Source organism: Streptomyces sp. CNH189 (genome assembly GCF_000527195.1).
The window spans coordinates 149,912-171,959 of the sequence record NZ_AZUS01000015.1; the positions used below are offsets into that span (position 1 = coordinate 149,912).

General features: G+C 66.6%; 26 protein-coding genes, 1 tRNA gene and 3 pseudogenes. 21 read left to right on the top strand and 9 right to left on the bottom strand.

Annotation, left to right across the window (positions count from 1 at the left end):
• Positions 1–2: 2 nt before the first annotated feature.
• Together B100_RS0121075 and B100_RS0121085 are read right to left on the bottom strand one after the other, a co-directional pair.
• A pseudogene (locus B100_RS0121075) lies at positions 3–464 on the bottom strand (Uma2 family endonuclease); the annotation flags it as partial.
• A gap of 126 nt (positions 465–590) precedes the next feature.
• Positions 591–1,400, bottom strand: a complete 810-nt coding sequence (locus B100_RS0121085) for a GntR family transcriptional regulator (protein WP_024886401.1) — start codon at positions 1,398–1,400, stop codon at positions 591–593.
• A gap of 80 nt (positions 1,401–1,480) precedes the next feature.
• Between B100_RS0121085 and B100_RS37660 the strand changes: the two are divergent.
• The 4 genes and pseudogenes from B100_RS37660 (at position 1,481) to B100_RS37670 (ending at position 3,523) form a co-directional block, all read left to right on the top strand.
• Positions 1,481–1,758: pseudogene (locus tag B100_RS37660) on the top strand (hypothetical protein).
• 511 nt (positions 1,759–2,269) lie between these two features.
• Complete coding sequence (locus B100_RS37665) at positions 2,270–2,530, top strand: hypothetical protein (RefSeq protein ID WP_404129290.1); 261 nt, start codon at positions 2,270–2,272, stop codon at positions 2,528–2,530.
• Positions 2,499–3,224: a GntR family transcriptional regulator gene (locus B100_RS0121100; RefSeq protein WP_024886403.1), complete on the top strand. Its 726-nt coding sequence runs from the start codon at positions 2,499–2,501 to the stop codon at positions 3,222–3,224. Before B100_RS37665 ends, B100_RS0121100 begins: the two co-directional genes overlap by 32 nt.
• Positions 3,221–3,523: a hypothetical protein gene (locus tag B100_RS37670; RefSeq protein WP_024886404.1), complete on the top strand. Its 303-nt coding sequence runs from the start codon at positions 3,221–3,223 to the stop codon at positions 3,521–3,523. The genes B100_RS0121100 and B100_RS37670 overlap by 4 nt, the downstream gene beginning before the upstream one ends.
• Positions 3,524–3,638: 115 nt before the next feature.
• Here the strand turns inward: B100_RS37670 and B100_RS35725 are convergent.
• Positions 3,639–4,550, bottom strand: a pseudogene (locus tag B100_RS35725) (IS5 family transposase).
• Between the two features lie 36 nt (positions 4,551–4,586).
• On the opposite strand from B100_RS35725, the gene B100_RS0121120 reads away from it, so the two are divergent.
• On the top strand, positions 4,587–5,216 hold the full coding sequence (locus B100_RS0121120) for a class I SAM-dependent methyltransferase (protein ID WP_024886407.1): 630 nt from the start codon (positions 4,587–4,589) through the stop codon (positions 5,214–5,216).
• A 132-nt stretch (positions 5,217–5,348) separates the two neighbouring features.
• Here the strand turns inward: B100_RS0121120 and B100_RS0121125 are convergent, their stop codons facing one another.
• Entirely contained in the window at positions 5,349–5,675 is a 327-nt protein-coding gene (locus tag B100_RS0121125; RefSeq protein ID WP_486585669.1) for a hypothetical protein, read from the bottom strand.
• 1,183 nt (positions 5,676–6,858) lie between these two features.
• Between B100_RS0121125 and B100_RS0121130 the strand changes: the two genes are divergently transcribed.
• From B100_RS0121130 to B100_RS35735, 3 genes are all read left to right on the top strand, one after another.
• The gene (locus B100_RS0121130; protein ID WP_404129301.1) at positions 6,859–7,380 is read left to right on the top strand and encodes a toll/interleukin-1 receptor domain-containing protein; all 522 of its coding nucleotides are present in this window, start codon (positions 6,859–6,861) and stop codon (positions 7,378–7,380) included.
• Positions 7,381–8,078: 698 nt separating this feature from the next.
• Positions 8,079–9,539 (top strand): toll/interleukin-1 receptor domain-containing protein, encoded by a 1,461-nt coding sequence (locus B100_RS35730; RefSeq protein ID WP_078541062.1) that lies wholly within the window; start codon positions 8,079–8,081, stop codon positions 9,537–9,539.
• A gap of 39 nt (positions 9,540–9,578) precedes the next feature.
• Positions 9,579–9,998, top strand: coding sequence for an HIT domain-containing protein (locus B100_RS35735; RefSeq protein ID WP_024886410.1), 420 nt, complete (start codon positions 9,579–9,581; stop codon positions 9,996–9,998).
• Here B100_RS35735 and B100_RS35740 read toward each other — a convergent pair.
• From B100_RS35740 to B100_RS0121160, 3 genes are all read right to left on the bottom strand, one after another.
• Positions 9,988–10,434, bottom strand: coding sequence for a hypothetical protein (locus tag B100_RS35740; RefSeq protein WP_078541066.1), 447 nt, complete (start codon positions 10,432–10,434; stop codon positions 9,988–9,990). The two genes, B100_RS35735 and B100_RS35740, sit on opposite strands and share 11 nt — an antisense overlap.
• 113 nt (positions 10,435–10,547) lie before the next feature.
• Entirely contained in the window at positions 10,548–11,489 is a 942-nt protein-coding gene (locus B100_RS35745) for a toll/interleukin-1 receptor domain-containing protein (protein WP_078541064.1), read from the bottom strand.
• 390 nt (positions 11,490–11,879) lie between these two features.
• Positions 11,880–12,344 (bottom strand): NUDIX hydrolase, encoded by a 465-nt coding sequence (locus B100_RS0121160; RefSeq protein WP_024886412.1) that lies wholly within the window; start codon positions 12,342–12,344, stop codon positions 11,880–11,882.
• 18 nt (positions 12,345–12,362) lie between these two features.
• Here B100_RS0121160 and B100_RS0121165 point away from each other — a divergent pair, with 18 nt between their 5' ends.
• From B100_RS0121165 to B100_RS0121210, 10 genes are all read left to right on the top strand, one after another.
• On the top strand, positions 12,363–13,142 hold the full coding sequence (locus B100_RS0121165) for a GntR family transcriptional regulator (protein ID WP_024886413.1): 780 nt from the start codon (positions 12,363–12,365) through the stop codon (positions 13,140–13,142).
• A 139-nt stretch (positions 13,143–13,281) separates the two neighbouring features.
• Complete coding sequence (locus B100_RS0121170; RefSeq protein ID WP_024886414.1) at positions 13,282–13,638, top strand: SCO3933 family regulatory protein; 357 nt, start codon at positions 13,282–13,284, stop codon at positions 13,636–13,638.
• 3 nt (positions 13,639–13,641) lie between these two features.
• Positions 13,642–14,997, top strand: a complete 1,356-nt coding sequence (locus B100_RS0121175; protein ID WP_024886415.1) for an FtsK/SpoIIIE domain-containing protein — start codon at positions 13,642–13,644, stop codon at positions 14,995–14,997.
• Between the two features lie 80 nt (positions 14,998–15,077).
• Complete coding sequence (locus B100_RS0121180; protein ID WP_024886416.1) at positions 15,078–15,743, top strand: DUF2637 domain-containing protein; 666 nt, start codon at positions 15,078–15,080, stop codon at positions 15,741–15,743.
• Positions 15,744–15,764: 21 nt separating this feature from the next.
• Positions 15,765–15,956: a mobile element transfer protein gene (locus B100_RS0121185; protein ID WP_024886417.1), complete on the top strand. Its 192-nt coding sequence runs from the start codon at positions 15,765–15,767 to the stop codon at positions 15,954–15,956.
• Between the two features lie 12 nt (positions 15,957–15,968).
• Complete coding sequence (locus B100_RS36545; RefSeq protein ID WP_106967052.1) at positions 15,969–16,124, top strand: hypothetical protein; 156 nt, start codon at positions 15,969–15,971, stop codon at positions 16,122–16,124.
• Between the two features lie 12 nt (positions 16,125–16,136).
• Positions 16,137–16,448 (top strand): hypothetical protein, encoded by a 312-nt coding sequence (locus tag B100_RS0121195; RefSeq protein WP_024886418.1) that lies wholly within the window; start codon positions 16,137–16,139, stop codon positions 16,446–16,448.
• Positions 16,449–16,537: 89 nt separating this feature from the next.
• Positions 16,538–17,935, top strand: coding sequence for a replication initiator protein RepSA (gene repSA, locus B100_RS0121200; protein WP_024886419.1), 1,398 nt, complete (start codon positions 16,538–16,540; stop codon positions 17,933–17,935).
• Between the two features lie 2 nt (positions 17,936–17,937).
• Positions 17,938–18,147 (top strand): excisionase family DNA-binding protein, encoded by a 210-nt coding sequence (locus B100_RS0121205; RefSeq protein ID WP_037723170.1) that lies wholly within the window; start codon positions 17,938–17,940, stop codon positions 18,145–18,147.
• On the top strand, positions 18,147–19,313 hold the full coding sequence (locus B100_RS0121210; protein ID WP_024886421.1) for a tyrosine-type recombinase/integrase: 1,167 nt from the start codon (positions 18,147–18,149) through the stop codon (positions 19,311–19,313). Before B100_RS0121205 ends, B100_RS0121210 begins: the two co-directional genes overlap by 1 nt.
• Positions 19,314–19,392: 79 nt before the next feature.
• On the opposite strand, the gene B100_RS0121215 is transcribed toward B100_RS0121210, so the two are convergent.
• Positions 19,393–19,466 (bottom strand) — tRNA-Gly (locus B100_RS0121215).
• A 268-nt stretch (positions 19,467–19,734) separates the two neighbouring features.
• On the opposite strand from B100_RS0121215, the gene B100_RS37265 reads away from it, so the two are divergent.
• The 3 genes from B100_RS37265 (at position 19,735) to B100_RS0121230 (ending at position 21,110) form a co-directional block, all read left to right on the top strand.
• Positions 19,735–19,893 (top strand): hypothetical protein, encoded by a 159-nt coding sequence (locus tag B100_RS37265; protein WP_167534416.1) that lies wholly within the window; start codon positions 19,735–19,737, stop codon positions 19,891–19,893.
• A gap of 135 nt (positions 19,894–20,028) precedes the next feature.
• On the top strand, positions 20,029–20,604 hold the full coding sequence (gene dcd / locus B100_RS0121225; protein WP_024886422.1) for a dCTP deaminase: 576 nt from the start codon (positions 20,029–20,031) through the stop codon (positions 20,602–20,604).
• Positions 20,601–21,110 carry a phosphoribosyltransferase gene (locus B100_RS0121230; protein ID WP_024886423.1) on the top strand — a complete coding sequence of 170 codons (510 nt, stop codon included), beginning with the start codon at positions 20,601–20,603 and terminating at the stop codon, positions 21,108–21,110. Before dcd ends, B100_RS0121230 begins: the two co-directional genes overlap by 4 nt.
• Positions 21,111–21,121: 11 nt before the next feature.
• On the opposite strand, the gene B100_RS0121235 is transcribed toward B100_RS0121230, so the two are convergent.
• Positions 21,122–22,027, bottom strand: a complete 906-nt coding sequence (locus B100_RS0121235; protein WP_024886424.1) for an NADP-dependent oxidoreductase — start codon at positions 22,025–22,027, stop codon at positions 21,122–21,124.
• Between the last annotated feature and the right edge of the window lie 21 nt (positions 22,028–22,048).

Here is a 22,048-nt window from a genome sequence, read left to right on the forward strand (position 1 = left end):
GCTCAGCGGAGGTACTGCTTGAGGATCTCCGTCTCCAGGGTGATGCCGAGGTCGGCGATCCCAAAGGTGGCGCCGAAGGGATGGGAACGTGCGGCGCGGTATTTCCCGTCCTCCGGTTCGCTGTGGACCACGGTCTCGCAGGTGTCGCGGTCGATGAGCACGTAGACGGGGATGCCGGCCTCGGCGTATGCGACAGGCTTCTCCACCCGGTCACGCCGGTCGGTGTCGCGGTTGTACGAGGTGACCTCGGCGACCATGACAGTACCGCTGGGGTCCGCCCACTCGCCCTGGCCTGCGAAGTGGGCGATGGGGGCGAGCACCCCGTCCGGCCGGGCGTGCCCCGAGCGGTACCGGTCGACACGGAGGCCCTGCTCCACATGGAGGTCCAGTTCGGGGCGGGCCTGCATGCACTGGCGCAGCAGCCACATGATGATCGCGCCGTGGTCGCCGTCGGGCGCAGTTTCGCTCTGGAGCGGGTGACGAGAATCGAACTCGCGCTCTCAGCTTGGGAAGCTGCGATCATTCGCGGCTGACTCGGCCGCTGACCTGCGCGAACGGTATGGCTGCCGCCTCGTCGGCCTCGGCGGCTTTCACCGTGGTTCCCCGCTGTTTCCCGCTCCGTCTGGTGCGCTTGTGGTGCGCGGCTGGCGACTGATCGGGATCTCGTAGACGATCTCGCAGAGTGCGGCGGGCACGACGATGTCCGCGGTCTCCACGGGCCGCCCCTGGTCGCTGTAGTACGTCCGCCGGATGTGCGTGACGAGCGCGCCCTTCTGGACGCCCAGGAGTGAGGCCTCCTCGGTGGTCGCCTGCCTCGGCTCCGGCTGTTCCACGGCGTGGGTGACGGTGATGCCGATCTCCGCCATGCGGTTCACGACCCCTGCCCCGGCGTGCGGCCCTCCCTCGGGGAGGACGACGAGCGTGCCGGCGGTGAGGTCGTACGGCTCCCAGCTCGTCGACAGCTGCACCGGCCTGCCGTCAGCGAGGAACTCGTACGCCGTCCGCACGCACAGCTCACCTTCAGCGATACCGAGACGCGTGGAGATCTCCGCCGGTGCCGGAACCTTGGCCTCGGTCCGGCTCTCCCAGTCGCCCTGCCTGCCCACGGCCTTCATATCCGCCCGGAACGGTGAGCCGCTGGGCTGCTCACGCGCCGACGACCGGACCACCCGTACGCGCTTCCGTGGCTCGGCGACGTAGGTGCCAGAACCGGCGCGCCCCTCCAGCACGCCTTGGGAGATCAGCAACTCCTGCGCCCGGCGCACCACGTTGTCGCCGACGCCGTACTCCTGGCCGATCTGGGCGCGGGAGGGAAGCCGGTCCCCCGGCTCCCACTCGTGCTCCGCAATCCGTCGCCGGAGCTCGTCGGCGATGCGGAGATAGGGCGGTTGCTCAGGCATATGGAAAATCTAGTCCACTAGCTCTAATCTAGTTAACTAGCTTTACTCAAAGTGATCGCCGCTAACCGGAGGGCTGCCCTGTGCCTGCTTCCAAGGTGCGCGCGGAGGCCATCGCGGCCCGGTTATCGGCCGTCGGGCTCGCCACGCGTGTGGAGGAGCGCGACGACTGCACGGCCATCGAGGCGGAGGTGCCGGAACCACTCTCCGCACAGTCATGGCGGGAGGTCCTGGAGGCGGTGGCTACGGCCGACCGCTTCGGCCTCCTAGCCACCAGTTCGAATGACCGCACCCTCTGGGCGGTCGTACGCAAACGGTCCCCGCGACGGGCGATGTCGGGGGACCGGGTCATCAGCGATAGGGGCTGAATGCCGTGCTCGATCGTATCCGCCGTACCGCCTCGCACCTCAGGGAGCGGTACCTCTACAAGGGCCGGCACCGCCGGTCTGCAACGCCTGTGCGGCCGGTGGCACCGGCCTTTGAAGTAGCCCATGGAGCGGTGCTGTTCCTGCGCCGCCACCGCGAACACAGGGGCGTTCTCGTGGGCGAGGAGACGGCGCTCGTCCGCCCGTACGTCCTGGCCAGTGAGGCCCCCGCACGGCACCGCTCGGCACCCGTGAGCGGCACTCCCCTCGCTGGCCCTTGGTACGCCCCGGCAGGTGACCGCTGATGCCGCCCCGCCAACAACTCCGCGCACCGGGGCCCGACTCCTACCGGTCGGCCTCCTGCCGGATCGGGACGCATCACGCCTGTTCGGAGTCGTCCCCGGCCACTGCACCGGTCGACGTGCCGGTGATCTACGAAGTCTGCGACTGCTCGTGCCACACCATCGCCAATCGCCCGGCACGGACGGAGGCGGCACGGTGAAGGTAATGGCACCCAGTGGGGCGGTGCTCTCCCCGGTCGAGATCACCTCGGCGAGCGTGCAGCGCGGCGACGTCATTCAGGTCGGGGGTCAGCAGTGTCGAGTGGCTGACCTCTTCCAGCTGCCTGGCGGAGCGAAGCGACTCGTGTTCGACTCGGGCGAGTTGCTGACCATCCACACGATGACCCGGCTCGTGGCCCTGCGGCTCGTGCGAGTGAGAGGCGGTGATCCCGCCCATGCCCTCGCGACGCGACACCATCGCCGATGACCTCCGGGACCGGATCACTTCTGGCCGACTCAAGCCCGGCGACCCCCTGCCCTCTGAGGCGCACTTGGCCACCCAGTACAGGGTGAGCACATCGACGCTGCGGAACGCCCTCGCCGTGCTCCAGGCGGAAGGCCTCGTCGAGAAGGTCCACGGCAAGGGGAACTTCGTTCGCCGTCCGGTCCGCAGGATCACGTACGTGGGAGGGGCCCGCACACCGGACACGCCCGTCACGGACCTCGCACCCCTGAGCGTCACTGCCCGCACCACCAAGGTTAGGGCCCGCGGGCATCTGGCGGCCTTGCTGAAGGTGCCGACCGGCAGTCCTCTGACGGAGATCCTCTGTCTCGGCCATGAGGGCGAGAGGCCCCACAGCCTGGCTCGTATCTACGTCCCGTGCGACCTGGCGCCGGCCGCCCGCGAGTCACTCCCGTACGAGGCGGTGCTGCGGCGACTGATGGAACTCCGCCCACCGTTGGCTGAAGTCCGGGAGGAGATCAGCGTTCGCCTCCCGACATCGCAGGAGGCATCCACCCTCCGGATCAGCTCCGCCCTGGCAGTCCTCGCCGTCACTCGCCAGACGGCCGACACCGTCGGCCGCGTGGTCGAGGCGGCGCTCCTGGTGTTGCCGGGGGACCGCGCCGACGCGGTGTTCACCACTCACCACGTGCAGGACGAAAGGCCGGCGGAAGCATGACGACGTCAAAGAGGCTCCTCCCCTGGACGGGCCCCGACGGCAAGCCGTGCTTCCTAAGCACTGATGACAACGGCGGCCCCATGTCCCGCCTGGCCGACAATATGGAGTCAGTGCAACTCGGCATGGCAACCGAGCTCCTGGGCCAGGCGGTAGGGATCCTCGCCGAGGCCGATACGGACCCGGACGACCTGCGACTCCTGACGAAGGACCTGACCGGAGCTCTACGAGACACGCTCCGCGTGGCGGCGAGTCGAGGTCACCGCCTGGATAGCCGGTCTTATGATCACTGGTGCCGCTGACCAGCGAGAATGAAGAAGCCCACGGCATCCGACCAGTTCGGATGCCGTGGGCTTCTATCGTTGTCGGTCGGCGTCGGCTGGCCTTGTACGGCCCAGAGACGGCCCGGACTGGCCACTAGAGCCTGTCTGACAAATGATCACCTGGCCGTTTCGCGGAGCCAGAGAATCAGGGAGGCTAGGACGACTCCCGCGCGGTAGCGGTCCGCGAGCTTGTCGAACCTAGTTGCGATCGCACGGAACTGCTTGAGGCGAGCGAAGCCTCGTTCGACCACGTTGCGGTCGCGATAGATCTCCCTGTCAAAGGCGGGTGGCCGGCCACCGAAGCGCCCCCTGCGTCGACGGTTGGCCACCTGGTCGCGGCGCTCGGGGATCGTGGCGGCGATGCCCCGACGCCTCAGCAGATGACGGATGGCCCTGCTGGAGTAGGCCTTGTCACCCAGCACACGGTCCGGTGTCGTGCGCGGGCGGCCCGTGCCGACGCGCGGGGTGCGGACCCCGTCGAGGACGTCGGCGAACGCGGTGGCGTCGTTGACGTTTCCGGGTGTGAGCACGATCGACAGCGGCAGTCCCCGGCCGTCGACGGCGAGATGGACCTTGGTGGTCAGCCCGCCCCGGGACCGACCGAGTGCCTGATGCGCCTGCGAGCGGCCCGGATCTTCCAGTTTGTCCCTGTCTGCGTCCCCCTTTTACGGGCGCCCGCGGCGTGCTGGTGGGCCCGGTTGATCGTGGAGTCAACGGCGACGATCCACTCCACCCGGCCCCCCGCGTCATCATGGACCTGGACATGCTCCAGCAGCTTCGCCCACGTGCCATCGGCCTCCCAGCGGGCGAACCGCTCGTAGACGGTCTGCCACGGCCCATACCGCTCGGGCAGGTCGTGCCAAGGAGCCCCGGTCCGTAGCCGCCACAGCACGCCGTGGACCACCTGCCGGTGATCACGCCACGGACGGCCCCGTCCGTCCACCTGGGGCAAAAGGGGCTCTATCCGCCCCCATGCCGCATCCGTCAACTCACCTCGACTTACCACAAGATCAATTATCAGACCGGCTATAGAGTCCTGCCCGTGGTGAATCATCAGGACGAGACCAGGACGGCCTACGACGGAGTCGTCGAGCTGTACGCATCGCTGTTCGCAAACCGGCTGGAGACACAGCCTTTCTCCCGGACCATGATCGGCACCTTCGCCGAACTGGTGCGCGCGACGGGCAACCCGCGGGCAGCGGACGTCGGGTGCGGTCCCGGACATCTGACAGCCATGCTGCACGAACTGGGCCTGGACGCCTTCGGACTCGACCTCGCCCCCGGCATGATCGACCACGCCCGGCAGGCCCATCCGGCGCTGCGCTTCCAGGAGGCGCGGATGGAATCCCTGCCGATCGAGGACGCCGCGCTCGGCGGCGTACTGGCCCACTACTCGATGATCCACACTCCTCCGGGAGAACTGCCGGAGCTGCTCGCCGAGCAGGCACGCGTCCTGGCGCCGGATGGCCTGCTCCTGGTCTCCTTCTTCGGGACCGACGAACAAGAACCGGTCCGCTTCGACCACAAGGTGGCGCCTGCCTACAGCTGGCCGGCGGATTGCCTGGCCGAACTGCTGGCCGACGCCGAGCTCGTTCCCTTCGCCCGGTTACTCCACGATCCAGCCTCCGAAAGGGGCTTCCTCGACGCCCATCTGCTGGCCCGCCGTTCGTAGGCCCTGCCCGGTAATCCCCGCCGGACGGTCGGCGCACCTCCCGATTGCCAACTCAGCCGAACCTCGCTGATTGGACGGGAATTGTCAGACAGGCTCTAGGCCGTCGCCCCTTCCCTGAGTGGACTGACAGGCCTACAGGTCAACACTGGACTCGATGTTGCCCCGCCCGAGAACGACGTGCGCCGGCCTGAACGGCAGACTCCGCAGAGTCGGCTCCATGACCTTGAAGAGGGCATCTGCGTTCGGGCCATAGGCGTAGAGCACGACTTCGCCACTTCCGAACTCGTTGCCGTCGATTTCCCCGGCTCCGTTGCTCTCGACTGCGGCTGCCATCACCTTCTCAGCCTCGTAGACCCGCTCTCGCTGGTCGGCGTCGCCGAAACCGTGAGCGGCAAGCCGGAAGTGGGCGATGACGGCGTGCTCCTCATCCCCGTTGTCCGGACCCATGAGTGTCTCCATGCCGGACACACTCTCATCGGGTTCTGACATCGTCCGGGCTGATGTCACCGCTGCCGAAACACGGGCAGCGGTGACCTCTTCGTCCCGAAGCAACTGGGACGGTGGTGCTGCCTTGGGCTGCTGCGCGTCTCACCTGCGCTGATGGTCCGCAGACGTTCGTGCTCGTCCGCCGATGTTCGTCGGCGTTGTCACGCAGTTAGACACTCACCCTGAGGTTGGCGTGGCTCCTGCAGAGAGCCTGTCCTCAGTCGTCCTCGCCGAAGCCGTATCGGATGTTCTCCTGCTTGCAGGATGGGCAGACGATGTAAGCGTGTGAGTTGCTGCCATCTTCATAGGGCAAGTAGCTCGTTCCACCTGAGAGCGATGACTGACACCCCTGGCAGGTGCCACCGCCGCGGTTCTTGGCACGGGTCGGCGGGTCAAGAAGCATGCCATCTACGTCGAAGTAGACCCTGAACCCAAAGCAACTGTCGTTGTGGCATTCGTACCGGCCAGCAAGTTCGTCTGAGTCGGCCCACAAAACTTCCCCGCAGTCAGGACACGCTCGCCCCAAGGCGCCACTGTTGCTGCTCGCGGAATTGGCGAAGACGCCCATGGTTACCCCCTGGATGCGGTTCTTGCGGTGGTGGTCGCCCTTGCGAAGGATATTGCCAGATAGCGAGCTCTCCTGAGCTCTGCCGACGCCTACCCGGACGAGTCGGCCCTCCTCGCGGCGACCTGGCCGGTGGCCCCTTCGTCGCGGACCAACTTAGAGGGCTCCACCCCCAGGGCGGTGTGGCGCCTCCGGCGTCGACGCCGTCGCACACCGAAGTCCGCTGGCCGCAGGCGAACAGACAGTCACGTTGCCTGGGAGCGGTCTCGATCGTCTTTCCACTTCGGGGATCGAATCCGCCGGATGTGCTGGCGACCCCGGGCTATGTGTAAACGAGGTGGCTCCAGGGGCCGCGTGGACTACCTTGTAGTTATGAGTCGTTGTACAGCCCCACGCCTGGGGCACCGGACCGCCAGCGGACGGGCGGCGTGCCCCGCGTGCGGCGGCGGAGACTACGGGTACTCGTCGTCCCGGTCCTACTTCTCGCCGCCGGCTTACACGTCGCGGAGCAGTGGCGGGACCAGCGTGACCAGCAGTGGCAGCTCCACCAGCGGTAGAACGCGGGCGCCTTGGTCACCGAGCACTTCGTCAGTGACTTACACACCTGCCGAGGTGAAGGGGCTGGCTCCTGTTCGCGACGCCGCCGTGTTGCGCGCGCGTCAACAACCAGACCTTCGCGATGTCTTCCTCTGCCACGCATGGGATGACCGGCGCGGTGCTGCCAGAAAGTTGTGCGACCTGCTGGAGGCCGAGGGCGTGTCGGTCTGGTTCAGCGAGAAGGACATCCCATACGGCCTGCCGTTCATGCGGGAAATCGACAGGGGTCTGGCGAAGTCGCGTACGGGTCTCGTCCTGGTTACCCCTGCGCTACTGACACGCCTTGAGCACGGTGGCGTTTCTGACAAGGAGCTCTCGGAGCTCCTTGCACGTGACCTGCTGCTCCCTGTCGTGCATGAGACGACATACGGCGAACTCCGGGAAATTAGCCCCCTGCTTGCCTCCCGAAATGGGCTGGACACGGCTGACGATTCGATGGCAGTGATTGCCGCGAAGATCGCCGAGCTGGTCGCCGTCGAGGACGACCTGACCGCACCGCCCACATCGGCGAACTAGCCGTCCGGAGGCGTGCCCGAGCGTCGCTCCCAATCGCTGGCGCCAAGCCCAAGGCACGCGAGTCGGTGGCACGTGCTGCTGCACAAAGGCTTCAGACCGAGATCGGTCCGAGGCCTTTGCTCTGGTTGGCCTAGACAGGATCCGAACCTGTGACCCCGCTTTAAGAGTTCAATCCGACCGCGGTCACGCAGCGCTAGAGTCGGACATGCCGGGCCGTGCATGGACACCTGCGTCCGACCCCGTTGATGTCAGCCGAAGCTAGCGCCTCTTGCGAATCTTGCGCTTCTTCTCCTTGGCTTCCTTCTCCTTGCGCTGGGCCACACCGTACGCGGACCACGGTCCCTGATGGACCGGGCACCGGGACGTGCCGGCCACCACCGCCCGTTGGCACCGCCCGCCGGCCTTGGTCGGGGCGCCACACCTCGCCATGCTGATTCCCCCTCTAGTCTCGTCATGCAGTACGTGATTCCTGATGCACCGTGGCTCGGCATCTGCTGACAGGGAAGGCGCACGCTGCCACTGACGGGCGCACGCGGGCGCAAGTCCCGGTGCAATCAGCCTGGGAGGCTTAGGCTTTCTAGAGGCCGTAGCTGTTCTGACCTGCGGCGGACTTGGACCAGAGTCCGGGTTGTGGTGGCCGAATTGCTCTGGAGCGCGGCTCCCGATTCTCTGCGGCCCGGCATGGCCGCCAACAGCAAGTGGATGACCTGTATCCGACCGACGTTATAAGCTTCACATCTCGCATCGCGATCTCGGCCTACGGCTCGACTGGGGGATACATGACTCGCGACACGTCCCGCACTCGCACACTTATCTCTTATTCACATGACAGCGAAGTACACAGGGAGACAATTCGGCGTCTCGCGGAACGCCTCCGTCAGGCTGGTGTCGATGCGTGGATAGATCAGTTCGATGAGCACAACCCGCCGGAGTCATGGCCGGACTGGATGCGGCGTGAGATCGAGAAGTCAGACGTTGTAATTGTGGTCATCACTGAAAACTACGTCCGGCGCTTTAACCGCGAGACAGGGCCAGGTGTCGGATCTGGAGTCCGCTGGGAAGGTGCGCTCATTACGGCAGACCTGTACCACAGTCGAAGGGAGCGCGCCAAGTTCATCCCGGTGGTTCTTCGATCAGAGGACGTCAGCCTCATCCCCTCACCTCTAAACCTGACAAGTTGGTTCGTAATTGGCGAAGCGGCAGATGCCGATATCGTCCGACTAGTGAAGGTACTGCTACGCGATCCTGGGGAACTCCCCAGCGAACTCGGAGTGCCCAACCCAGCCCCCGGCACATCTTTTCATTTCGATGGGATTCACCCGAACCCGGATGTGGATAAAGCGTTCGGCATTGCGGCCGGAGGTGACACACAGGAAGCTATTCGTCAACTTGATGCGCTACTCCAAGACGCCTACACAGATGAGCGAGCCTACATCTTGTTCCTGCAAGGCGTCCTGCACCACAAGATCGGCGAAGTAACGCAAGCCAAGGCGTGCTTTGAAAGAGTAATCGAAACTACCGGGCACCCCGGCCTACTGGAATCTGCAATTCAAAGATTGCAAGTTTTGCATGCCGAACTACAAGCGCATTTCGGCGAAAACGGCCCCGTGGTCGCGGCCACAAACTGGCTTATGAGCGTAAAGCGCGGCAAGAAGCGCGACGTGTGGAAGTCGCTGACGCGCGAACTGAGGCTCTGCCTCGCCCAGGACTGGATCACCGCCAATGCTGGGCACCCAAATCTAGCGCCTTATGACCGCGATGAACTTGCTGAGGCCCTGGCAACTAAAAATCCCACTCACCCGCTCGGTAAGCACTGCCTGCGAAGCAAGCTGGAAGTGCTTCAAGATCATTACCGACGCTGGGACATTGAAGGCTGGGGCGCAGCCGGCAATCCACGTAGGATTGGCCTAGATTATGAATTGATCGTCATGGCGCCGGCTGATGAAGGTATCTTGGTGGCGAACGATGGAGAACTGCTGCCCGTCTATCCAATCCTGATGAGAAAGATTGGACCTGACTGGATGGTAGCGAACGTCGGCGCCGCCTACCCTATTCCCGGCTGGCCGCCGGGGGCGGAGGAGATCCCTGCGTCCTTGGTAGGGTACAAGCGGTTCGTCACTGAAGCCGAGATTGCTGACCCATCGCCAGCAGCGGAGTAGCGGAGTGCATTCCGAGGCTGCTTACGACGAGAGGTAAGTATGCGAAAGTGCGACTTCTGCGCCATCGTAGAGGAAAGAGCACCAGCGGCTACCGTATGGGAAGACGGGAGCAATATGGCCTTCTTTCCTCTCCGGCCTGCTGCGTTGGGTCACACTCTCGTGATCCCTAAGGCTCATTATGCCGACCTGTTCGAGGTGCCCGATCCGGCATTGTGCGATCTAATGCAAGCGGTGGCTGTAGTGGGTCGGGGCATTCGTGCAGCCCTACGCCCGGACGGTATCAATGTTATTAATTCTTCAGGTAAGGCCGCTTCCCAAACTGTTTTCCATGTCCATGTGCATCTCGTGCCGCGATGGACGGGAGATCGGTTTGGTAATATTTGGCCTCCGAGTGAAATTCAGTCAAATGAAATGAAAGTGGAAGTGGTCGAAATGTTGAGGACCCAACTCAACTCCTAGTTGAACTGATAATGCCGCCGACCACAAAGGCAATGTCTACGAGAGCCAACGTGCCGTAGAAGTTGATCATTGTGTGCGAGAAAATCACTCTCTTCCAAGGCGCAACCGCATGATAGGGTTGTACGTTCATCGAGAATAGCTCGACATCAACGGCGGGTTTCCGTACGTCATCGTAGAGCTTACGGAAAAGCCTTTCCTGCCTCAAGAAGTAGCCATCAAGCAGCCAGAAACCCGTGATCGGAATCAACCCTGCGGCTGCGACCTTCCAACTAGGGTTATTTGCAGAGACTCCGAAGAAGACGACGGCAACCGTCATCGTCCACCCTTTAATCAGGAACGATCCGTTTCCGAGCCGAGTCACAACTGCTTGAATGAACTCAAGATGCTTGATTTCTTCCTGTGAAATGGAAGAGCCGCCAGAGTTGCTGGAAGACACACAGGCCCCTAGGTGTGATGCCGATGATGCGACATCATACAGAAGCCTCGAGGCCTCCGGGAAGATGGGGTGCTGGCGGCCGGACGAGACCATGCCAGAGCCGACGGCCTGATTTATTCAGTAGCGCTAGAAAGATTCGAAAAATCCAAGTACTCGATACAGTTTTTGAAGCAAGTGGTGCAGCCGTCCCCTGTACCCACGTCTAGAACCTTATCCGCCACGAGCGTGGAGTATTCTTCGGCAAAGGGGTCACCCTCCGACGCTATCGACCTGTCCTCCCAGGCGACGGCAACGATAAGCTCGGAATCGTGCTCGAGCCCTTCACGAGTTTCAATGTTGAACCCAAGGGCTGACAGTCGGCGCAGCTTTTCAATCGTCTCCTGGAATGGCAGGCTGAGGTCGCGGCGCACTATCTCCAACTCGATGTGCATGTTTTCGGGCATCTGGCTAGGGCATCCATTGAGAAATATGTGGGCCACGAGTTCGCGTTCATCTAACGTCATCCTTTGCAATGACTGCACGAACGAACGGGAAACTGTGATAGCAGACTCTTCCTCTTTAGCAGTTGAGATTTCAAGCGCCGTCAGCAGCTTGTCTGGATAGGGTGGGAAGAAATTAGATCGCACGCGAGGGCCAAGCTTCTCACGAACAAGGTTTGCAAGCTCTGCAGGTGTCAGGGATGACGCGTTAACAAAGCCAACCGTTGGCCGCAGCCCAGGAATTTCAGTTTCGTCGAACCGGACAGGAAGCATATACTCTCGGTTTTCCGAAATGGCCCGCGCTTGAGCACTTCTACGCTCATGATTTGTCCACACTTTATCTGCATAGTCGCTTGACGCAAAAAGTATGCAGTAGCGAGCTGCCCGACTGTAGATGTAGTCGAGGTGCTCGTACAGGTCTTTCCCCCAAAGAGCCACCTTCTCGTAGTCGTCGTAAAAGACTCGCACGCCATTCTCTTTTAGGATACTCGCAACTTCTTGCACGTATATGCGTTGCTCCCCTGCGAAGGACAAGCAGACGTCGTAGTCATAGTCAGGCGATGGTGACATGGTCATGCGGTAATGGTAGTGCGCAAGGCCGTTCGTACGAGGAGTACGAACGAAGGAGGTCGGTGGAGCGGCTTTGGGCTGGAGCTGCTTTGGCGCGAGTGATCATGGCCCCGTAAGCTTCCGGCGCGTCGGGCAGTCTGTGGACCTGCCCGGCAAAGCACGACGTTGGGGCCATGATCTTCGAGGCTCGCGCCAAAGTGGCTGCCTAAAGCCGTGGAGCCGACCGCCCCAGCCACGACGTACCCCTTCTCTGACTTCAAGTGGCTGATCGCTGTAGAGCGCGGCACGGGCGCCGGCCGGGCTGGAGCGGGGCGGAGACAGGAGCGCAGGCCCGGCCGGGGGCCGGGCCGCGCGCGGGGAGCGAAGCGAGCCGCCTTGATGAATGTAGGGAAAGTCTTACCCCGCTGGGATGAGTTGCTTGCCGTCGTGGCTTCGTACGTGGGGGCCGTTGCCGTCCAAGGCGTCCAAGAGCCTGACCGCGTAGACCTCGGCCATGCGCTCGCTGACCTCGTCGGGGGTGAGCCATGAGACGGCTGTCGACTCGTCAGAGGTGCGTTCGGTGCCGCCGGAGGGCTTGCAGCGGAAGACCAGTGCCACGATGCCTCGGGTCGTGTTCTTGTAGACGCCGGTGAGTTCGTCCACCTCGACGTGGATGCCGGTCTCCTCCAGGACCTCGCGGGCTACGCCGGCCTCCGGGGTCTCGTTGAGTTCGAGCACTCCGCCGGGGAGCTCCCAGGTGCCGTTGTCGGCTCGGCGGATCGCCAGGAGGCGGCCGTCCTCGCGCACCACGACTCCGGCCACGGATACGGAGTGCAGGGGTGAGGGCGTTGCTTCCTGTGATTGACTCATGTACAGGAGCATAGGAGGCGGAGAGCGGCTATGGGAACTGCGGTAGAGGGGGGCAGGTCGGGGCCTCGGTACGTGCAGATCGCCGATGAGATCGTGCGGCAGATCCGGGCCGGTGTGCTCAAGCCCGGCGACATGGTGCCGAGTGAATCGGAGCTGGTGGAGCGCTACGGCGTGTCCGGCGGCACGATCCGTAAGGCGATGGTCGAGGTGCGGGCGAGCGGGCTCGTCGAGACTCGGCACGGCAAGGGCTCGATCGTGAAGGACCGGCCGCCGGTGCGGCATCGGTCGTCGGATCGGTTCCGGCGGTCCCTTCGGCAGGGTGGGAAGGCTGCGTATCTCGCGGAGTCGGCGCAGTCCGGCGCCACGGCGAAGGTGAGCGTCCTCTATATCGGGCCGATGGAGGCTCCCGAGGATGCCGCCCGACGGCTCGGTGTTCCCGTCGGTACTCAGGTGCTCGCGCGCCGGCGTCTCTACTTCCGCAACGGCACCCCGGTCGAGACCGCCTCCTCGTACCTCCCGTGGGATGTCGTCAAGGAGATCCCGGAACTGTTCGCCGAGAACCCCGGCGGCGGTGGCATCTACGCCCGACTCGAGGACCACGGGCATGAGTTCGCCGAGTTCGTCGAGACGCTGCAAGCGCGGCCAGCTTCGAAGGTGGAGGCGTCCGAGCTGGCGCTCAGCCCCGGTGCGCCGGTGGTTCACCTGATCCGTGAGGCTCGTACGACGGCCGGTCTCGTGGTCGAGGTCTGTGACACGCTCATGGCCGCTGACCAGTTCGTTTTCGAGTACCGGATTCCTGCTGCCGACTGACGCCCGCTCAACTCCTCGCAACCCGTCGTGACTTCGTAGCCGCGGCGGGTTGACTCATGTACAGGAGTCAGGCACTCTTCTTCCCATCACTCATATACATGAGTGGCGGAGTTCAGCATCTATAGAGGAGTGATCTGCTGTGCGTCAGATTCCCGTGGAGACGTCCGGTGCCACCGTGATGGTCGCCAAGGCCCCGCAGCCCAAGGTTCGTGACCGCCGTACCGGGGAGATCGCCACCGACATGGAGACCGGCGTCAAGCTGATGACGGTCGACGTGATGTTCGCGGCGAACGACGAGGTGGAGATCCTTTCCATCACCGTTCCGGAGACCGGTTTCTCCGGTGAGCTGGCCATGGGGACTCCGGTCGTGCTCACCGGCCTGGTCGCCCGGCCGTGGGAGAACGAGTTCAACGGCCAGAAGCGGCACGGGATCGCCTTCCGCGCGGTCGCCGTCACCTCGCTGGTCGACGTCGACTCGGCCTCGAAGGCGGCCTGAGCCATGACGTGGCCCACGGTCTTACTGCTGGTGGTCGTCGCCGCTGCGGGTCTCCTGCGGTGGCGGCGCCCCGCCTGGTACTGGCTGACCTTCGGGGTCACCCTCGCCGTCCTGCGGGTCCTGGTCCGGTACGGATCGGTCATGGACGCCTGCGGCCTGACGGTCCCGCCCTCGCGCTGGCGTCTGACGCTGGCCCGGATGACCAACCGCCCAGCTCCGGAGTCCCGCGCACCGCGCATCCTGCGGCTGCGGCCCACCCGTACGGGACTGGTCCTGCGGCTCAAACTCCGCCCCGGACAGGACGCGTTCGACGTCGCTGCCGCTTCGGACCGGTTGCGCCACTCCTTCGGGATGTACGGCGTCACCTCTCGTGAGCTGCGCTCGGGCGTCGTCGAGATCCGGATGACCGGCTACGACGTACTCAAGCGGGTGCAGATGCCTGCCAAGATCGACGCTCGCCCGATGCGAGTTCCGGTGGCGCTGCGGGAGGACGGTTCGGTCCACTACCGCGACTACCGCGCCGTGCCACACGGGCTGACCCTCGGCGCGACGGAGTCCGGCAAGTCGGTCTATCAGCGCAACCTCGTCGCCGGGCTCGCCCCGCAGCACGTCGCTCTGGTCGGCATCGACTGCAAGCAAGGAGTGGAGCTGTTCCCGTTGGCACGCCGGTTCTCCGCGCTCGCCGACAATCCCGATACCGCGTTGGAGCTGCTGGAGGCGTTGGTCTCCCACATGGGGGACGTGTATCAGCTCATCCGGGCTGAGCAGCGTGTCAGCGTCGCCGTGCCGGATGCGGAGATCGCCGCCGACATCTGGGACCTGCCCGAAGACCTACGGCCGGTGCCGGTCGTGGTCCTGGTCGACGAGGTCGCCGAACTCGCCCTCTTCGCCAGCAAGGAAGAGGAGAAGCGCCGGGACCGGATCATCACCGCCCTGGTCCGCCTCGCCCAGCTCGGCCGCGCGGCCGGCATCTACCTGGAGATCTGCGGGCAGCGCTTCGGCTCCGAACTCGGCAAGGCCATCACCATGCTCCGCGCCCAGCTCACCGGCCGTACCGCACACCGCGTCAACGACGAAACCTCGGCGAACATGGCCTTCGGCGACATCGCCCCGGACGCGGTCCTCGCCGCGATCCAGATTCCCGCCGAGACGCGCGGGCTCGCCATCGCCGGGGACTCCACCGGCGGTTGGCACCGCATCCGCGCCCCGCGCACCTCGCTACGGCACGCCGTGAACACCTGCAACAAGCACGCCGAGCGCACCCCGGAACTCCCGGCCCTGGCCGCGTTCCGGCCCTCGGTCGCTGCGCTGCCCTCCGCCCGTGTGCCGCTGTCCAAGGCAGCCCCCGCCACCGCCTGACCCCCGCCCCCACGGTTGGCGCGACCGCCCTCCGCGCCGGGTCCCTATCCCCGCCATGCCTGATCACAGGAGGAGCCGTCATGACCTGCTCTGCCCTCCGCGTGGACGCCGTGCTTGTTCAGGCCGTCATCGCCGGGGCACTGTCCTTCGCCCACCTTCACGACCTCGCCGCCGCTGCTGGACAGGACGGCTGGAAGGCTTGGGCCTATCCGGTCTCCGTAGACCTGCTCCTCGTCGCCGCCTGGCGTCGACTGCGTACGGACGGGCCGTCCCGGCTGGCCTGGTGCTGGTTCCTCACCGCCCTGGTCGCCTCGCTCGGTGCGAACGTCGCCACCGCCGGACTCCTCGACCTGGACGACGTACCGGCCTGGTTGCGCATCCTCGTCGCCGCCTGGCCCGCCCTCGCCTTCATGGGCGGCACTCTCCTCGCCCACTCGTCCGCGGGGCACACCTCGGCTTCGCCGGCCCCGGATGCCGTGGTCGAGGTGGAGCCCGCACCGGCCCCCGCCGTCGAGCCGGAACCGGCCCCGGTCGACTCCGCCGACGGTGCTCCGTCCCTCCCGCCGGTCCACCCCGCTCCTGCGCCGCCGGCCGTTGCCGTCCCGGCCGCGCTGGTCGACCACGCCCGCAAGGTCGCCGCCGACCACGAACAACGGACCGGTGCACGTATCGACGCCGACACCCTGCGCGCCCGCCTCGGCGTACCGCCGCACCTGGCCGACGCAATCGCCGCCCAACTCACCTGACCTGAACGGAGACCGACTGACATGCCCGCCCGCGACTTCTTCCACTCCGTCATGCGGATCGGCCCCGTGCAGATCGGCACCCACCGCGACCGCAACGGCACCACTAAGCACGCCGCTGTGTGCGGCTCGGACGGCTGCGGCTGGTCCGCCGACTACTCCACGCGCTCCGCCGCCCAGCTCGCCGCCCGCACTCACCGCTGCCGCGTCCGCTAGGAGGCCACCGTCATGGACGTCCCGCTCTGGTTCGCCCTGATCGTCGTCGGCTGGCTCGGCGTCAAGCTCGTCCGCCCGCCCTGGTGGCTGATCGCCGTGCTGCTCCTCGGTGGCTTCCTTCTCGCCGACAGCGTGTTCGCCCCGCTCATCGACTCCGCCGTGAAGTAAGGAGATCCGCTGATGTTCCGGCCCAAGCTCCCGACCATGCCCCAGCCCACCGGCACGGTCACCCCGCCCGCCGTCTTCGAGCCGACCACGATCACCCCTGGTACCCCCGCCCCGCCGGCCATCGTCCCGGCCCCGTCCCGGCCCACGGTCCAGCTCACCCCCGGCACCGCGCTCGCCCTGGTCGGCGGCAGCACCGCCGTCGTCCTGGTCGTCGGCGCCGTCCTGGTCTCCATGCTCCTCGCGGTCGCCATCACGGGCGCCTCGGTCGCTGTCTGCGCCCTGGTGATCCGCTCGCTCGTCAACGCTGACGCGAAGCGTCGCTGACCGGCCCCCGGGCGGCCTCGATACCGCCAAGCATCCGCCGCCCGGGAGCCGTCCCTGTTCGATCTCTCAACCGGAAGGAAGCACCCAGCATGGCGCATCGCGCCTCACTCGCGCCTGAGCCTCTGCTCGACCCGGTCGTCCTCGGCGATTTGCTGCGGGTGGCCTCGGCCGACGACTACACCCGATGGGAAGACCAGATCCGCCGTACCGGCGGCTGCTCCGACCCCGTCCACCTCACCGGCTGGACCCTCCACAAGGACAAGACCACCGGCGAGACCCTGCACCACTACACCACCGCTGATGAACCCGGCGGACGCCTCCGCCTCGCCTGCGGCAACCGCCGCGCTTCCCGTTGCCCGGCCTGCGCCTGGACCTACGCGGGCGACACCTATCACCTCATCCGCGCCGGCCTCGCCGGTGACGACCGCCGCGACATTCCCGCCACCGTCCGGGATCACCCTCGGGTCTTCGCCACTCTCACCGCGCCCTCGTTCGGCCCGGTCCACAACCGGCCCGATCACGGCGTCTGCCGATGCGGCACCCGCCACGCCCCCGACGCCCCCGAGCTGGGCACCGCCCTCGACCCGACGACGTACGACTACGCAGGCGCCGTCCTCTTCAACAACCACGCCGGGCAGCTCTGGCAGCGCTTCACCACTCGGCTCCGCCGCGAACTCGCCGCTCGCGGTGGCCTTCCCCGCCGGGAACTCGCCGATCACGTCCGCCTCTCGTACGGCAAGGTCGCCGAGTTCCAGAAGCGGGGTGCCCTGCACTTCCATGCGGTGATCCGGCTGGACGGGCCGGAGGGTCCTAGAACACCGCCGCCCGCGTGGGCCACGGTCGGTGTTCTCGCCGATGCGATCGGTGCGGCTGCGGCGCACTCCTACACGTCGGTCTCGGTGCCGGCCGCTGGGGACCAGCCGACCCGGTTGTTCCGCTGGGGCACACAGCTCGACGTCCGGCCGGTGAAGGCGTTCGGGGACGGCTCCGACATCACCGAACAGGCCGTCGCCTCGTACGTCGCTAAGTACTCCACCAAGGCCGCGGAGAGCACCGGCACCCTCGACCGCCGTATCGGGGAGATCCCCGAGCTCGACCGCCACGGCGTCCCCGACCACACCCGCCGCCTCATCATCGCCTGCCGCGACCTCGACCCGCTGTATCCGGACCGGCGGCTGTGGGCCTGGGCTCACATGCTCGGCTTCCGCGGCCACTTCTCCTCGAAGTCCCGCCGCTACTCCACCACCCTCGGCGCACTCCGCCAGGCACGCGCCGACTACCGCGCCGCACAGGACGCCGGAGCCCTCGGCCTGGACGACCGCGAGCCGGAGACGGTCCTCGTCCTGGCGGACTGGCAGTACGCCGGACACGGCCACACCCCCGGTGAATCCGCCCTCGCCGCCACCATCGCCCGGGACATCCGGCTCAACCGTGAAACCGCCCGCGAAGCACTACGCGACCAAGCCGGGGCCGAGGGGGAGTGGTGACCATGGAGCGACTCCTCACCGTGGACCAGGTCGCCGAACGCCTCGGCACGGGCGTCCGTTTCGCGCGGCGGCTCATCGAGGAGCGGCGCATCCGGTACGTGAAGGTCGGTCGGCACGTCCGCATCCCCGAGAGCGCCGTTCGCGACTACCTCGCCGCCCACACCGTGGAACCGGTGAGGCTCCGTCGCGCCGGACTGCGGAGGGCTGCCTGATGGCCAACAAGAAGGGCAGACGCCGGCGCTTCGGTGCGGTGCGGCAGTACCGGTCCGGCCGGTGGACGGCTTCGTACCTCGGGCCCGACGGTGAGCGCATCCGTGCGGACGAGACCTTCGAGACCAAGAAGGACGGCGAGATCTGGCTCTCCCAGGTCGAGGCGGACCTCAGCCGCGGGGACTGGCGCGCTCCTGATGCCGGGGCCGTCAACTTCGGTGTCTACGCCGAGAAGTGGGTCGAGGAGCGGGAGTTGGCTGTTCGGACCGAGGACCTGTACCGGCACCTGCTGCGCCTGTACATCCTCCCGGCGTTCGGCGGGCTCGACCTGGACGAGATCACGGCTCCGCGGGTACGTGAGTGGCGCGCCGAACGGCTCCGCGCCACCAAGGCCAAGACCACCGTTGCCAAGGCGTACCGCCTCCTCAAGGGCATCTTCGAGACGGCCGTCGACGACGACCTGATCACTCGCAACCCGTGCCGGATCAAGGGGGCGGGCAAGGAGTCGGCGGCGGAACGGCGCATCGCCACCGTTGCCCAGGTCGACGCGCTCGCCGACGCGATCGGCATCCGCTGGCGGCTCATGGTCTACCTCGGCGCCTACGGTCCGATGCGGCCGGAGGAGCTGGCAGGCCTCCGCCGTCGGGATGTCGACGTCGACAACCTCGTGATCCGCGTGCGGGTCGCCGAGCCGGAGCGGACCAACGGCAAGCGGGCCCCCGGGCCGACCAAGTCCGACGCGGGGGCTCGCGTGGTCGTCCTCCCGCCCTTCCTCCGGAAGGAGGTGAAGCGGCACCTCGACTGGTTCGCCGAGAAGGGCCCGGACGGGTTGGTCTTCGTGGGGGAGAAGGGCGCGGCCTTCCGGCGTACGACCTTCGGGCGGAAGTGGCGGCGGGCTCGCGAGGTCGCTGGTCTCCCGGACGGCTTCCGCTTCTACGACCTTCGCCACACCGGGCACACCCTGTCGACCCGTTCGGGCGCCACTCTCCGGGACACGATGGTGCGCGCCGGACAGTCCTCCGAGAAGGCGGCGCTGATCTATCAGCACTCCGACGAGGACCGGCAGCGGGAGGTCGCCGCCGGGCTCGACGATCTCGTACGCGCCGAGCGTGCGAAGCACCACACCGGCGACCGTGCGCACCACAGGGAGGAGCCGTCGGCGGGCTAATGGTGCGGTTGTGGTGCGGCAGCCGCTCGCCGGTCTGGACAACAAGAAACCCCCGGGCCGATGACCTGGGGGTTTCGCATGGAGCGGGTGACGAGAATCGAACTCGCGCTCTCAGCTTGGGAAGCTGATGTTCTACCATTAAACTACACCCGCGCAAGATCCAGATGCTCCCCATCGGGAGTGATCCGGACGCTCGCTCACTCTACCTCATGGCAGGCCCCCGGTGTCCAAGACCCGGGGGCCTGGCCGTGTTTCAGGGTGTGGAAGCGGCTGCGGCGGGCACACGGCGGGGCGTACCGTGAGGCCGTGGCGTGCGTCCGGGGTGCCGCCTGGAGGGCCGTTCCTTTCATCCCGTAACGTGGCTTTTGTCGTCAGGGCAGCAAGCCAGACGCGGCTCTTGGGGAAGGGACTCTTGGACTTGATGGAGCGCACCGTCGTCCGCTGTGCCGATGGGCACGTGTTCACCGCCACCTCGTTCCCGATGCAGCAGGCCGAGCGCCTCGGCCCCGGCCGGCTGCTGCGGTGTCCGCGCTGTGCGCGGCTTCGCAGCGTCGTGCCGGTGACCTTGCAGAAGCGGTAACCGGGAGAGGCAGCCGGAAGCGGCGGCCGGCAGGCAGCCGAAGCAGGAGCGGCAGCGGAAAGTCGCAGACAGAGGGCGTGGGCGCGCGGGGCGGCCGGATTCGGCCGCCGCGCGCGCCTTGCGTATTCTCGGGGCGTGCTTCTCTCTGACAAGGACATCCGGGCCGAGATCGACGCCGGGCGGGTGCGGATCGATCCCTACGACGAATCCATGGTGCAGCCGTCCAGCATCGACGTACGTCTCGACCGCTACTTCCGGGTGTTCGAGAACCACCGCTACCCGCACATCGACCCGTCGGTCGAGCAGGCGGACCTGACCCGGCTCGTGGAGCCGGACGGGGACGAGCCGTTCATCCTGCACCCCGGTGAGTTCGTGCTGGCCAGCACCTACGAGGTGATCTCCCTGCCGGTGGACCTGGCGTCCCGGCTGGAGGGCAAGAGCTCGCTCGGGCGGCTCGGTTTGGTCACCCACTCGACGGCCGGTTTCATCGACCCCGGCTTCTCCGGGCACGTCACCCTGGAGCTGAGTAACCTCGCCACGCTCCCCATCAAGCTCTGGCCCGGCATGAAGATCGGCCAGCTCTGCATGTTCCGGCTCAGCTCGCCCGCCGAGCACCCGTACGGCAGTGAGCGGTACGGCTCCCGCTACCAGGGGCAGCGCGGGCCCACGGCCTCGCGGTCCTTCCTCAACTTCCACCGGACGCAGGTGTGAGCGGCATGCGCGAGAACCTCAGCTACGAGCAGTTCGGCGTCGCCGTCCGCGAGCTCGCCCAGACCATCGCCGACGACGGTTACCAGCCGGACGTGGTGCTCAGTATCGCCCGCGGCGGTGTGTTCGTCGCCGGCGGCCTCGCCTACGCGCTCGACTGCAAGAACATCCACCTGGTCAACGTGGAGTTCTACACCGGGGTCGGCACCACGCTCGAGATGCCCGTCATGCTCGCGCCCGTCCCCAACGCGATCGACTTCACCGACAAGAAGGTGCTGATCGCCGACGACGTCGCCGACACCGGCAAGACCCTCAAGCTGGTCCGCGACTTCTGCCTCGACGCCGTCGCCGAGGTGCGCAGCGCCGTCATCTACGAGAAGGCGCAGTCGCTGGTGAAGTGCGAGTACGTGTGGAAGCGAACCGACGAGTGGATCAACTTCCCGTGGAGCGTCCAGGCGCCCGTCACGCCCTCCGGTGAGGCCCCCGCCGTGAACCGGGAAGCCCTCTAAGGCAGCACCGGTCACAGCAGCACCACGATCTTTCCGCGCACGTGCCCGCCCTCCGAGTGGGCGTGCGCCTTCGCGATCTCTTCCAGCGGGTACGTCCGCTCGACGCGCGGTGTGTAGCGACCCCGTTCGCCGAGGTCGGCCGCTTCGGCGAGCCAGGCCGAGTCGTTCACCGCGTTGGCCACCCGCACGCCCAGACGCTCCGCGTTGCGGTGATCGGTGACCGTGACCACCCGCGCCGGGTCGCCGGTGATCTCCACGAGTGCGTCCAGCGAGCCGGAGCCGGCCGCGTCGAGGACCAGGTCGATCCCGTTCGGTGCCAGGACGGCCAGACGCTCGGCGAGGCCCGTGCCGTACGTCGTCGGCACGGCCCCCAGGGCGGTGAGGAACGCGTGGTTGTGCTCGCCGGCCGTGCCGATCACGGTGGCGCCTTGGGCCGCCGCGATCTCGACCGCCGCGCTGCCCACTCCTCCGGCGGCGCCCTCGATCAGGAGCGTACGGCCGGACAGCGGGCCGAGCGTCTTCAGTCCGCTGAGCGCCGTCACCGCGGCCAGGGCCGCCCCGGCCGCCTCCTCGTCGCTCCACGCCGCGGGCGCCGGTGCCCAGGCGGACAGCACCGCCAGCTCAGCCGTCGCGCCCGTCACCCCGCCGAGCCCGAAGACGCGGTCGCCGATGCTCACGCCCTCCACTCCGGCGCCGATCCGGTCCACCACGCCCACGGCGTCGCGGCCGGGGATCGCCGGCAGGTCCACGGGGAGGACGTCACGCACGGCGCCGCTGCGCACCTTCCAGTCGACCGGGTTGACGCTCGCCGCGGCGACCCGGATCCGGATCTCGCCGGGGCCCGGTGCCGGGTCGGGAGCCTCCTGGACGGTGAGCACCGTCGTGTCGCCGTACTCGTGGTAGCGGGCTGCGCGCATGCTGATCTGCCTCCTGGGCCG